We start from the raw sequence: 13098 nt of genomic DNA, 5'->3' as shown, positions 1-13098 counted from the left end.
GGCACCCGATGACGTTCTCGACCGCCGAACCGTCCCGTAGGGACTGCCTACTGTCCACGAGCCAGTCGGGTGCCGATCCGTTCGGGTAGTCCGGCCGCCTTCACGGCGCGCTGGACGGCGTCGACGTCGTAGGCGACGCGTCGAGTCTCGACGGTCATCGCCTCGAGGTCGACGACGGCGTAGCCTGCTCGCGGATCCCCGTCCCGTGGCTGGCCGACGCTGCCGGGGTTGACGACGATACCCTCGGTGAACGTTTCGGCGTGTTGAACGTGGGTGTGACCGAGCACGAGGACGTCCTCGTCGCCGAGCAGCCGCGGCGAAAACTCCTCGGGGTAGGTGTATCGGGTGGGATCGTCGGGGTGACCGTGGACGAGCTTCACCCGCCCGCCGAACTCCTGGCGTTCGGTCGGGAGCGACTCGAGCCAGCGTCGCTGGGGCTGCTCGAGGCGACGCTGGGCGTGTTCGATGCCGGCCCGGCCCATCCGGTTGAACCGGAACGAACTGCGTTCGACGACCGCCAGATCGTGGTTTCCCATCACCGTCGGGACGTCCCGTTCGCGAAGAACGTCGACGCACTCCGCGGGCCAGGGATTGTAGCCGACGACGTCGCCCGCACAGGCCACGGCGTCGACGTCGGGCATGTCCTCGAGGACGGCGTCCAGTGCGACCTCGTTCGCGTGAACGTCGGCGATGAGTCCCACTCGCATATCCGTATGTATTCCCGTCTGTGTTTTATATCCAGTACCCGGTGTGTGACCTATCGAGAAGTATGACGACGAACGTACGGACCCGAACGGACACCGCCGACCCGGTTCGGCTTCCTCTCGACGGCTCCAGCTCGAGTCCGTCGTTCGACGGTCGAGAGATCGAGTGGCTCCACGCGCTCTTTCCGGAGTGGACGAGTTATCCGTTCGCCGCGTCGACGTTGCTCGGAGAGGTGTGGGTCTTCGTGTTCGTCTTCGCACTCGCGTTCTGGTTTGGCGACGCGAGGCGGATCGCGCCGCTTTTCGGGGTAGTCTTTGGCGGTCTGGCACTCGTCGTCGTCCTGAAAGCCGCGGTTGCACTGCCGCGACCGCCGATGGCGGCGATGATACCCCCGGAGACGGCACACGACTCCGTTCGGCCGTGGTACAGGTGGGCGATACGCGCCGACGGCTACGGCTTCCCGAGCGGTCACGTCGCCGGTGCCGTCCTCGCGTGGGGATCGCTCGCGACGGCGCTGGAAGCTGGAACGCGACGGATCCGGATCGGGACTGCGGCGACGCTCGTTCTTCTCGTTTCGCTCTCTCGGCTCGTCCTCGGCGTCCACTACCTGATCGACGTGATCGGCGGGCTGGCGCTTGGACTGCTCGTTCTCCTGGCGTGGCAGGTCGCCAGTCGTCGACTCGAGCGTCCGGTACGCGCGTCGCTCGCCGCCGCCGTCGGCTGTGCTTCGGTCCCGGCTGCGGTCGGAGTCGGCGGCAGCGAACCGCTGTACGCACTCGGTGCGATGAGTGGAATACTGACTGCGTGGCTCCTCGTGGTAGATCCGGATCGGTCACTCGACGTGACACCCGTCGGCGTCGTGACAGCGGTCGTCGGGATCGTCGTCTTTCTCTCGGTCGGAGCTACCGTCGGGTCGCTTCTCTCGGGGCCGGTCGGATCGGTGACGATGACGTTCGCGATGGGTGTGACGATCGTCGCCTGGCCGACGGCCGTCGACTCGGTCCTCTCCTGACGCTACTCGCCGTTCTCGATCGCCGTCTCGAACCCGTCGTCGGTCCGGACGATCCCGGCCGCACAGACGGCGTGTTCGAACGCGAGGTCGTAGGCCTCGCGAGCAGCGGCCTCGGCGTCGCGGGCGGCGAAATCGAACGACTCGGGGCTGTCTTTCTCGTAGGTCGCGACGAGCGTCGGCTCGTCGACGGTCTCGACGAGCAAGGCGTCTTTTCGGACGGTCGCGATCAGCGCCTCGCCGTCGGCGTCGATCGTCGCGGCGATCCGGGGCGTATCGTAATCGTCTTTCTCGTAGTCGAGTGCGAGCAAGGCGGTCGCGAGGGCGTCGCGTGCGGGATAGCCAAGTTCGACCTTCTCGGCGATCGGATCGACGTGGGAGCCGTTGCCGAAAACGACCGTCTCGCCGGCCGGCGCGTCGACGATCCGCAGGCAGTTGTAGGCGACGTAGGGATTGTCCGTCGGTGGAGCGTTCTCGGTCGGGCCGACGGTGAGCGCGTCGTCTCGAGCGGTGATCTTGCGATTCGGAAACGAGCGCGACGAGACGCGGTACGCGCCGGCGTCGGGACCGACGACGAGAAACCGTCCAACGTACATACCCGCCCGTCGCCCGCGTTCGGGTAAGTCGGTGTCGGTTTCGGACGCGAGGAGATCGCCAGCACCGTCAATCGCCTCGAGTTACCGATCCTCGAGACCGCCGCTCGCGACGGCCGAATCACCCTCCTCGCCGACGTCTCTTCTGTCGGTCCCGCGATCGGCGTCGTCGATGACGCGTCCGGTCCACGTCCCCCGCAGGAAGTACAGCCCGGCGATGGCGACCATCGACACGTTCGCGATCGCCTCGCCGTACCAGATGCCGGTCGCACCGAGCCCAGCCGGAACGGCGAGGACGTACGCGAAGACGGCCCGGAACACGATGAAGCCGATAAACGCAAAGGCCATCGCGAGTCGGGTGCTACCGCTCCCCCGGAACCCGCCCTGAATGACGTAGAACACGCCGAGGAAGACGTACGTCACGCCGACGATGCGGAGGTAGTCGCCACCGATGGCGGTGACCACTCCCGCGCCATCGCCCGTGATGAAGACGCCGACGATCGGTTCGGCAAACAGGTAGACGCCGACGGTGAACGCGAGCAGACACCCCGTGATGAGACCGACGGCGGAGAGGACCCCTCTCTTTGCACGGTCGACCTGTCTGGCACCGAGGTTCTGGCCGACGACGGTTTCGACGCCGCGAGCCAGGCCGAGTGCCGGTAACACGACCATCGAGGTAACGCGGGTTCCGATCCCGTAGGCGGCGACGGCTTCTGCACCGGCGATGGCGACGAGTGCGGTCAGGATCGTCACGCTAAGTGCTTTCGTACTGATCTCGATACTCGCGGGGGCACCGATGCGGACGATCGTCCGGACCGTCTCCCACTGCGGTCGAAGATCGGCCGGGGCGAGTTCGATCCCGACACGACCCGACAGGAGCAACCAGATACCGATCGCCGCACCGATTCCTCGAGCGAGGATCGTCGCGAGAGCCGCGCCCTGGACGCCAAACCCTGCAAAGCCGGTCGCGTCGTACAGCAGCGTCTCGAGGCCCTCGAGTCCGACCCACGCGAAGAGAACGTTGCCCTGGAAGCCGAGGATGAAAAACGGATCGACGATCACGTTCAATGCGACGCCGAAGGCCATCAAGTAAAACGGCGTCCGCGTATCACCCCAGCCCTGGAGCAACGACTGGAAGATGAAAAAGCCGAACACGAACGGGATGCCGACGAACATCGTCCGAGTGTAGACGACGGCCAGGCGGTGTTCTTCCGTGCCGGGAACCGCGCCGACGAGCGTTAACAGGTCCGGTGCGAGCAGGTAGCCGACGATCGAAAACACGATCGATACGCCGATCACGACCGAGATCGTCTGGCCGGCGACGTGACCGACGCGGTCGACGTTTCCCGCTCCCTTGTGCTGTGCGACGAGGACGGTGCCGGCGACGGAAAACCCGAGCGAGAGACTGATGATCAGAAAGACGATCGCCCACGAGAACGAAAGCGCCGAGACGGCCGGCTGGCCGAGACGGCCGACCCAGAACGTATCGGCCAGGTTGTACCCGACCTGCAACACGTTCGTGAGAACGATCGGTAACGACAGAACGACGAGCGGCTTGAGCAAGGCACCGTCGGTGACGTTGACCGCCCGGTCGTGGGATGCCCGCTCGCTCATTCGGGTGTCCTGGGTTCGGTCCGCAGTCGCGTCTCGACGTACGTCCGGAGCTCCTCACGGACGGCGGGAATCGACGCCTCGACGTCGGCCGTCGTCCGCTGTGTCATCGTCCCGGTGACCGTCGCGAGCAAGTACGCGGCGACCCGGTCCGGGTCGACCTCCCTGAACACGCCCTCCTCGATACCCCGCTCGATGATCGTCACGAACCGGTCGTGGAAAAACCGGGTGCTCCTGGTGAAGTGCTCGTGGTATGCGGGATCGTGTGCGGCCTGGGCGCGGAGTTCGACCATCGCCCGCATGAACTCCGCTCGTTCGTCCTCGAGCGTATCCGGCACCACGTGATCGAGCACCGCCTCGAGGTGTGTCGCCGCGTCGTCGTAGTCCTGGCGCGGGACGCTCGTCTCGAAGTGCTCGAGCATGAACGAAAGAAAGTCGAGCAGAAGTTCGTCTTTGGTGTCGTAGTGGTGGTAGACGAGCGACTTGCTCTTGGGAAACTCGTCGCCGATGCGCTGGATCGTGAGGTCTGCGTATCCGTGCGTACAGAGGGCGTCGTAGGTAGCCTTCATGATCGCCTCGCGCGTGTCGTCGGGGTCGTCGAATCGCTCGGCGACCGTCATCGACCGGTGGGGTGGCAAGTGGGTATCGCGTTCGTTCTGCCCGTTCGACGTTCCGGTCGACAGTGCCGATCGGTGGGCTGCATGGTGATTGAATATTCATTCAACACGGACACGGTTAACGCTGTTGTCGTGACTCATACGGATTGCTGTACCGATGTCCCGGTGCAACCGCAGAACGGTCGCGGTTGCGCCGGGACAGACGTACAACGGTCCGTATCAAGCGGTGCAATCGTTTCCGTGGCGGCTACCGAACCACTAGACGTCCTCCTGACGGAGGATGATCCACATCGAGAGACCGGAGACGAGCAAGATGACGAACGCAGGGACCGCGGCGTGGCTCATGTAGGCGGCCTGCTCGGCCCGCCAGATGTGAGTAACGAGCGTGTCGAACCCGGTCGGGCGCAACAGCAACGTCGCCGGCAGCTCTTTCATCGTCGTCAGGAACACGAGCGCCGCCCCCGCGACGATCCCGGGAGCAATAAGCGGAAGCGTCACCGACCGGAACGTCTCGAGGTCGCCACGGCCGAGGGTGCGAGCGGCCTCGGTGAGCTTGGGATCGACCTGCAGGATCGAAGTTCGGGTGCTGCCGACAGCCTGGGGCATGAAGCGGACGACGTAGGCGAACACGAGCAACGGAAGCGCCTGGTAGACGACGCCGGCGTAGTTCGCACCGAAGAACACGAGCGCGAGCCCGATGACGATCCCTGGAACGGCGTAGCCGACGTAAGTCGCTCGCTCGAACAGGTGGCCGAGCAGCGTCCGGTAACGGGCCGCGAGGTAGGCGACCGGCAAGGCGGCGAGGGCGGCGAGAACCGCCGCTGCGGTGGAGACCCCCGCGGAGTTTACCGCGTACTCGAACTGGAACCGGTAGGCGTCGACGTCGCTGGTCGCGCCGCCGACGAGCCACGAGGCGAAGACGACCACGGGCAAGGCAAGCGTCGCGAGCGCGACCAGCAGACAGAGCCCGGTCGCAGGCCAGCGCCACCGGCCGAGTTCGACGACGTGGTTCCCGCCGCTTCCCCCGCCCGAATCGGTGTAGACCCGTTCGTCGCCCCGGATCCGGGACTCGAGCGCGAGGATGAAGACGGTGACGGCGATCAGCTGGATCGACAGCATGGCGGCGTAATCGAGGTTCCAGCCGCGGTACTCGACGTAGATCTGACGCGTGAAGACGTCGAGTCGCATGAACGCGGGCGTTCCGAAATCCGAGATCGCATACAGCGCGACCAGCAACGCGCCGGCAGTGATCGCCGGCCGGATCTGGGGGAAAGTGACCCGACGGAACGTCTCCCGGTAGTCGTGCTCGAGCGTGCGTGCGGCGTCGACGAGCGTCTTATCGAAGGTCTTCAACGCGGCACGCGTCGTCAGGTAGACGTATGGGTACGTATAGAGCGTGATGACGAGGATGGCGCCGCCGAGACCGTAGATCTCGGGCAGCGAGTCGACTCCCAGCGGGGCGAGCAGCGACTGGAGTCGACCTCGCGGCCCGAAGGCGTCGATGTACGCCAGCGCCCCCAGGTAACTCGGGATCGCAAGCGGCAAGGCGACGACGACCGTCCAGAAGCGAGCGAACGGGAGGTCGCTGCGGACGGTCAGCCAGGCCAGCGGAACGCCAATAATCACCGACAGGACCGTCACCCCGGCCATGAGCAGGAGGCTGTTGGCGGCGATCTCGAGCGACCGCGACCGGAACAGGATCGCGGCGGCACGGGAGGGGTCGACCGCCGCGGCGCGCAACCCGATCCACAGAAGCGGCGTCACCATCAACGTGGCGACGGCACCGCTAAGCAGCGTCAGCCCGAGTGCGTGGTCGGACTGGCCGAGGATCGTCGGCGTCCGTTCGGAGGTCGACCGGCTGTCGCTCACGGGTGGGCGTTTCGAACGCGTCGGTTTAGGCCTTCCTAAATCGGTCCCGGCTCGACGTGGGCTAGAGGATCTCGACCTCGCGGAGGAGGTCCTGGGCGGGTTCGACGTCGGCCAGTTCGTTCAGGTCGAACGTCGGCGAGTTGACCGCCTCGGGGCCGGGCATCTCGCCGGTGTACTCGACGCCGTCGACGACGGGATACTCGGCGTTGAGGTCGACGAACAGCTCCTGGACGTCCTCGACCAGTAGCTCCTCGACGACCTCGCGGGCGAGGTCGGGGTCGTCGGCCGTGTCGACGAGGGCGACCCCGGAGACGTTGAACAGCGCGCCGACGTCGCCGTCGGTGAACGTGACGTTGATCGGCGCGTCCTCGTCGTCCTCGAGCAGTCGACCGACGTAGTAGTGGTTGACGAACCCGACCGAGACTTCGCCGTCTGCGATCGCTTGCGGGGTCGTCATGCCGCCCTCGTAGTTCTCGATACCGAGGTCCTGGAGACCCTCGATCCACCCTCTGGTATCGTCCTCGCCGTACTCGATCATCATTGCACGGATAAACGAGAGGAACGAGCCGGAGTCGACGCGCCAGCCGAGTTCGTCGTCGAACGCCTCCTCCTCGGCGTAGGCGAAGATGTCGTCCGGAAGCTCGTCGGCGTCCCACTCGTCGGTGTTGTACGCGATCGAGCGCGTCCGGCCGGAGACGCCGGTCCAGGTGCCATCGGGGTCGCGGTAGGCCTCGGGAACCGACTCGAGGACTGTCTCGCTCAGGTCGGCAGTCCGACCCTCGTTCTTGAGCGCGCCGAGCGTTCCCGAGTCCTGGGTGTAAAACAGGTCCGCCTCGCTCGCGTCTCCTTCCTCGACGATCTGTCCGACCATTCCCGCCGAGTCGCCGTACCGATCGCCGATCGTGATGTCGAGGCGATCTTCGAGTTCCCGGAAGATCGGTTCGATCTGGTCTTCGGTCCGGCCCGAGTAGACGACGAGATCCGCATCGTTCCCGAGACAGCCCGCGAGTCCGGTGATCCCAGCCACGGAGGCTCCCGTGACGGCGAGAAAGCGCCGGCGACCGATCGCCGAACTCGTTTGCGATGTGGTGTCGTCGCGTTCTGGCATGTCTAGTTTTAGGTCGACCTAAAACATAAATACCTTCCGAAATTCAACGGTTCAGCGGGTGAAGGTCGAAGAAAGCAGGAGCTGCCGGTCGACGAACCCCGGATGCTCACGGGGTTTCGGCCGCCCTAAACCCTTCAGCACACAAATTTTAGACCATCCTAAAGAAACTGTCGCTGGTCGGTCCACCGACGTGTTTGATCCCCAGCCAGCGAATCCGATCCGTTTAGTCATGCGCGAACGAAGCACTCGATATGAGCGTTCGTGAGGAGTTCGACGCCTGGGCCGAAGAGGGGCGAGACAAGGGGATGGAAGAACGTCACTGGCACACTGCCAAACACGCCCTCGCGCGGATGCCCGTCGAGTCCGGCGACGTCGTGCTCGATCTGGGCTGTGGCAGCGGCTACGCTGGCCGGGCGCTGCGGGACACCTACGACGCGGAACGAGTGTACGGCCTCGACGGAGCCCCCGAGATGGCCCGCAACGCCAACCGTTACACCGACGATCCGCAGGTCGGCTACGTCGTTGGCGACTTCGACGCGTTGCCGTTCGCTGCCGGCTCGATCGACCACATCTGGTCGATGGAGGCCTTTTACTACGCCGCCGACCCGCTCGAGACGCTTCGGGAGATCGCCCGCGTGCTCCGTCCCGGCGGCACGTTCTTCTGTGCGGTCAACTACTACGAAGAGAACGTCCACTCCCACGAGTGGCAGAAGTCGATCGCCGTCGAGATGACCCGCTGGGACCGCCACGAGTACCGCGAGGCGTTTCGCGAGGTCGGCCTCCACGTCGCCGGGCAGGACAACATCCCCGACCGCGAGATCCCGATACCAGCGGAAGCCGAGTTCCCGCTCGAGGAGTGGGAGACTCGCGAGGCGATGGTCGAACGCTACCGCGAGTACGGAACGTTGCTCACTGTCGGCGTCGCACCGTAATCGGGGGTCGTCGAACCAGTCGTCGTGAGCCTCGAGAAACAGCGTCGGCCGGTACGCTCGTGAGCCGCTGGCGCTTCGGGCTGGCTCAGTTCGCTTGTGCCTGCGCTTCGATGGCCGCCGGACCGTCCGGCGTAAGCAACACCTCGAACTCCCGATCCGCGAGATCCGCCGGCGGCTCGAGATAGCCGGTCGCAAACGCCGTGTACGGCGTCGCGAGCTCGAGGGTGACGTCGACGGCGGCGACGACCGTCTCCGGATCGTCCGCCGGGGAGATCTCGAGCGTGTAGTCGCCGGCGGGAACGGCGATGTAGTCAGACGCCTCGCCGAAGGCGACGTTCTCGAACAGTGGCTGGCCGGCAGCGCTGACGTCGACTGGCGGAGCGTCCGGCGACGCGTGGACGAGCCGAACCACCGCGGAGCCGGCGTCGGTCAACACGAGGACGTCGAACGTGTTGGCCTCGAGTTCACCGATGGCGGCGAGCGTGTAGAAGGCGTTCTCGACGGTCACCCGCTCGTCGTAGACGACCGCGTCTGGGTCGCTCGCCGCGGTGATCTGGACGCGGTAGGTGCCCGGTTCGAGCTCGAGATACGGCGAAATCTCGCCGTAAGGGACGCCCGCGAGTACCCGCTCGCCGTCGACGACAATGTCCACGTTCGGCGCGTCCGGCGAGAGGTGGGCGACGCGGACCCCGCCCGTGGGCGGTTCCACCGGCGGCTCGTCGTTTTTCTTCTTCTCGTCCGGTTCCTTATCCCGTTTCTTCTCGCGTTCGTCGTCTTTGTGTTCGCCGCGTGCGTACACCGTTCCAGGGATTGCCGCGAGACCGCCTGCGACACCGACGCTTTTGATCGTCGTCCGTCTGGTCGGAGACATTGCACGTGCAGGCTCGAGAAGGACCGAAAAATAGGGCGTAGTAAGTACGACTGATTGAATTGAGATTACCCTCGGCCGACAAGCCGTAGTCGACACCTAGACGACTGACGGCTCCGTGCGTGAGCGAACCGGGCTCATCTCGCCGTTCGAGGTCGCTCGCGTGGGTTCTCGCGTTGGATACAGCGGTATGGAGCCCGAACAGCGTTGTATCGCCAGCTTACGCCGTTTCATCGGGGTCGTATAACCACCTCGCGGCTCTCGACGTGTCGTCGGGGCGAGTTGGGACGAGTCGAGATCGCCGGACGAGACGACCGGTCGCCTCGAGAACACGCGCGGAGTCGGCGGATTTATCGGCCGGTCAGCCGAATCGTCTGTATGGACGATACGTTTTCCGGCGACGATCGGCGACCGCCGGGCGAACGCGCTCGACGTGGCTCGGCAACCGGAGCGCTCGGCGCGGCGTGGGACGAACACCGCCTCTACGTCTACTTTGCTGGCGGGCTGTTCGCTGTCGGCGTCGCCATCGGTGCCGCGATGCTCGCCGCCGGCATCGACCTGACGGAGCTGTTCGCTGAGATGCTCGCCGAGGAGTTCTCGGAGGAGTTCGCCGAGGAAGACCTCGCTACGGAGGAACCCGACTTCACGGCGACGTTTTTCATCGTCCAGAACACGCCGCCGTTTCTGATGGCGATCGTCGGGGCGGTTACCCTGGGAACGGTGACGGCGCTTATCATGATCGTAAACGGCATTCTCGTGGGGAACCTCGCGGCCGCGGTTGGCTCCGACCTGGGCTATGGCCCCACGATCGCGTTGCTTGCGCCCCACGGCATCTTCGAACTGCCGGCGCTGTTCGTCGCCGCCGGCGTGGGCTTTCGGCTGCTCCACCGGGCCATCCAGCGGATCCTCGGTTCGCGCGAGGCGTTGTTTACGCGGGCGTATCTCTACCGGACCGGCCTGCTCGTCGTCGTCGCCTGGCTCGTGCTCGTGCTCGCGGCGTTCATCGAGGCCTACCTGACGCTGCCGATTGCCGAGGCGTTGTTCCCCGACCAACTCGAGAACGGAGCGGGGTGACACGGCGCGATGATCACGACCGGAGCCAGGACAGCGGTTTCAGAACCGCCAGCCGGTAGTCCTCGTGGGGGTCGTACTTCGCGAACACCAGACTGTTCGTCATCACGCTCACGCTCGAGGTCGCCATCGCCAGGCCAGCGAGCGCCGGGTTGAGCAGGCCGAGCGAGGCGATGGGGATCAGCGTCGCGTTGTAGATAAAGGCCCAGAACAGATTCTGGCGCACCTTCGAGATGGTCGCCTCCGAGATGCGGACGGCCTTGAGCACGTCGGCCGGATCGTCACGCATCAGGGTCACGTCGGCGGACTCTAAGGCGACGTCGGTGCCCGAGCCAATGGCGACGCCGACCTGGGCGGCCGTTAGCGCGGGCGCGTCATTGACGCCGTCGCCAACCATCATCACCCGGCTTCCGTCTTCCTGCAGGGCGTCGACGTGATCGGCCTTGTCCTCGGGCAACACTTCGGCGCGGACGTTCCCGACGTCGATACCGACCTCGCGGGCGACCGCGCGGGCGGTGCGCTCGTTGTCGCCGGTGAGCATCACGACCTCGACGTCGCGCTCGCGAAGCGCCGAGACGGTCTCTGTGGCGCTCTCGCGGACCTCGTCGGCGACCGCGAGCACGCCGACGAGTGTACCGTCGACCGCGACCGGCATCGCCGTCTTCCCCTCGCGCTCTAACCGTTCCAGCGGCTCCTCGGCCGGTTCGGGGTCGATTCCCTCCTCGGCGAGCAGTTTCCGGCGACCGATCACGACCGTCCCGCGGTCGGTCTCGGCACGGATGCCGTGACCGGGAACGTTCTCGAACTCCCGGACCTCACCCAGCTCGACGCCGCGCTCGGTTGCCCCCTCGACGATCGCCTGTGCGATCGGGTGTTCGGAGCCGGATTCGGCTGTCGCGGCCGCCCCGATGACGAACTCTTCGAGTGACTCTGCTCGCTCCGTGAGTATTCCGCCGTCCGGTACGACGCCGCCGTCTGCCGTCGGCTCGAGGGTGACGACGTCGGTCAGGGTCATCTCGCCGTGGGTCAACGTCCCGGTCTTGTCGAAGACGACGGTGTCGATACCCCGAACCTGCTCTAAGACGTCGCCGCCCTTGAAGAGGACGCCGTTCGTGGCGCTGAGCGTCGAACCGACCATCGTCGCCGCCGGCGTCGCGAGTCCGAGCGCACAGGGACAGGCGATCAACAACGCGGAAGCGAGGACGACGACCGAGAACTCGACGACCGGAACGCCCGCGTCGCCAACCGGGTGGGCAACCTCGGGGCCGCCACCGACCATCCCCCAGTGCGGAAGCGCGTCGACGAAGCCGGCGAGCTGTGCGGGGAACGCGAGCCACACGAGCGCCCAGAAGACGGCGTTTGCGATCACCGCGGGGACGAAGTAGGCGCTCACCTTGTCGACCAGCCGCTGGATCTCGGGCTGGCGCGACTGGGCTTCCTTGACGCGTTCGACGATCTGTTGAATCGCCGTCTCCGAGCCCACTTTCGTTGCTTCGACGAGCAAGACGCCGTTCTCGTTGATCGTCGAGCCGACGACCTCGTCGCCCTCTCCTTTCTCGACGGGAACGGATTCGCCGGTCAGCATCGACTCGTCGACCGCGCTCTGGCCCTCGCGGACGATCCCGTCGGTTGGGATCTTCTCACCCGGCCGCACCTTGAGCACGTCGCCGACCTGGACGTCCTCGAGTGGCACCTGCTGTTCTTCGCCGTCGCGGACGACCGTCGCCTCGTCTGCCTCCATCCGGAGCAACTCCCGCAGGGCGTCGCCGGCCCGAGCCTTCGAGCGGACCTCGAGCCAGTTGCCGAGCGTGATAAACCAGAGGATGAACGCGACGGCCTCGAAGTACAGCCCCTCGCTCGCGATCAGCCCGCCGAGTACCGCGGTACTGTAGACGTAGCCTGCCGACGTGCCCATCGCGACGAGCGTATCCATGTTCGCCCGTCGATCGTGGACGAACGCACGGTAAGCGCCGACGATAAACTCCTTGCCGAGCGTCGCCATCAGGGCCGTCGCGAGGACGAACTCGATCCAGCCGAGTCCGATTCCGAAGACGGACGCGGGCAACGTGACGAGATCGAACATCGCGAACATGATCGGGGCGAACGGCAGCGTCAGGAGGCCGCCGACGATCACCAGTCGGCGCTGGCGGGCGAGTTCGGCCTCGATCGCCCGTTCACGCTCGCTTTCGCCGCCGTCCTCGCTTTCCTCGCGGACGGGCTCGTAGCCAGCTGCCTCGATCGCGTCGTAGATCTCAGAGATCGAGGCATCGACCGGGTTGTACGTGATCCGTGCGTCGTCCGAGGCGAAGTTTACGTCCGCACTGACGACGCCGGGGACGTCCTCGACGGCGTCTCCGACCGCCTCCGAACAGGTCGCACACGACATTCCCATCACGGCAACGGTCCGCGTCTCCGCGACCGCCTCGTAGCCTGCGCTCTCGATCGCTTCGTAGATGTCGAGCAGTGACGTCTCCCCAGGGTCGTACGCGACGGTTCCCTCGTCGGTCGCGTAGTTCGCGTTCGCTTCCGTGACGCCCTCGAGTTCTTCTACCGCGTCCTCGACGGCCCCCGAGCAGGTCGAACACGACATCCCCGTGATCTCGACGTGCGCCCGTCTGGTTCCCATTACTAGGAGAAAGGGGGTCCTCGTTCAAGCGACTTGTGACTTCGATACCTAGAACTATTCTCTGTTCAGGTTCGAAAATAAAGGTCTGG

11 protein-coding genes are annotated in these 13098 nt (G+C 65.6%); 3 read left to right on the top strand and 8 right to left on the bottom strand.

The window, feature by feature from the left end; genetic code table 11:
* Positions 1-47: 47 nt before the first annotated feature.
* Complete coding sequence (locus QQ977_RS00260) at positions 48-707, bottom strand: metallophosphoesterase family protein (RefSeq protein ID WP_285926831.1); 660 nt, start codon at positions 705-707, stop codon at positions 48-50.
* A gap of 62 nt (positions 708-769) precedes the next feature.
* Between QQ977_RS00260 and QQ977_RS00255 the strand changes: the two genes are divergently transcribed.
* Positions 770-1717, top strand: a complete 948-nt coding sequence (locus QQ977_RS00255) for a phosphatase PAP2 family protein (protein ID WP_285926830.1) — start codon at positions 770-772, stop codon at positions 1715-1717.
* Positions 1718-1719: 2 nt separating this feature from the next.
* Here the strand turns inward: QQ977_RS00255 and QQ977_RS00250 are convergent, their stop codons facing one another.
* The 5 genes from QQ977_RS00250 to QQ977_RS00230 form a co-directional block, all read right to left on the bottom strand.
* Positions 1720-2310, bottom strand: coding sequence for an IMP cyclohydrolase (locus QQ977_RS00250; RefSeq protein WP_285926829.1), 591 nt, complete (start codon positions 2308-2310; stop codon positions 1720-1722).
* An 81-nt stretch (positions 2311-2391) separates the two neighbouring features.
* On the bottom strand, positions 2392-3921 hold the full coding sequence (locus QQ977_RS00245; protein ID WP_285926828.1) for an MATE family efflux transporter: 1530 nt from the start codon (positions 3919-3921) through the stop codon (positions 2392-2394).
* Positions 3918-4556, bottom strand: coding sequence for a TetR/AcrR family transcriptional regulator (locus QQ977_RS00240; protein WP_285926827.1), 639 nt, complete (start codon positions 4554-4556; stop codon positions 3918-3920). Before QQ977_RS00240 ends, QQ977_RS00245 begins: the two co-directional genes overlap by 4 nt.
* A gap of 237 nt (positions 4557-4793) precedes the next feature.
* The gene (locus QQ977_RS00235; RefSeq protein WP_285928726.1) at positions 4794-6302 is read right to left on the bottom strand and encodes an ABC transporter permease; all 1509 of its coding nucleotides are present in this window, start codon (positions 6300-6302) and stop codon (positions 4794-4796) included.
* Positions 6303-6465: 163 nt separating this feature from the next.
* Positions 6466-7512, bottom strand: a complete 1047-nt coding sequence (locus QQ977_RS00230; protein WP_285926826.1) for an extracellular solute-binding protein — start codon at positions 7510-7512, stop codon at positions 6466-6468.
* Between the two features lie 251 nt (positions 7513-7763).
* On the opposite strand from QQ977_RS00230, the gene QQ977_RS00225 reads away from it, so the two are divergent.
* Positions 7764-8444: a class I SAM-dependent methyltransferase gene (locus tag QQ977_RS00225; RefSeq protein ID WP_285926825.1), complete on the top strand. Its 681-nt coding sequence runs from the start codon at positions 7764-7766 to the stop codon at positions 8442-8444.
* Between the two features lie 85 nt (positions 8445-8529).
* Here the strand turns inward: QQ977_RS00225 and QQ977_RS00220 are convergent, their stop codons facing one another.
* Positions 8530-9315 (bottom strand): DUF4397 domain-containing protein, encoded by a 786-nt coding sequence (locus QQ977_RS00220; protein ID WP_285926824.1) that lies wholly within the window; start codon positions 9313-9315, stop codon positions 8530-8532.
* A gap of 375 nt (positions 9316-9690) precedes the next feature.
* On the opposite strand from QQ977_RS00220, the gene QQ977_RS00215 reads away from it, so the two are divergent.
* Positions 9691-10386, top strand: coding sequence for a stage II sporulation protein M (locus QQ977_RS00215; protein WP_285926823.1), 696 nt, complete (start codon positions 9691-9693; stop codon positions 10384-10386).
* A 13-nt stretch (positions 10387-10399) separates the two neighbouring features.
* Here QQ977_RS00215 and QQ977_RS00210 read toward each other — a convergent pair whose 3' ends face one another.
* On the bottom strand, positions 10400-13009 hold the full coding sequence (locus QQ977_RS00210) for a heavy metal translocating P-type ATPase (protein ID WP_285926820.1): 2610 nt from the start codon (positions 13007-13009) through the stop codon (positions 10400-10402).
* Positions 13010-13098: the final 89 nt, after the last annotated feature.

This window comes from Natrialbaceae archaeon AArc-T1-2, assembly GCF_030273315.1.
Taxonomy (GTDB): domain Archaea; phylum Halobacteriota; class Halobacteria; order Halobacteriales; family Natrialbaceae; genus Tc-Br11-E2g1.
This window is presented reverse-complemented; position numbering and strand designations above follow the sequence as displayed.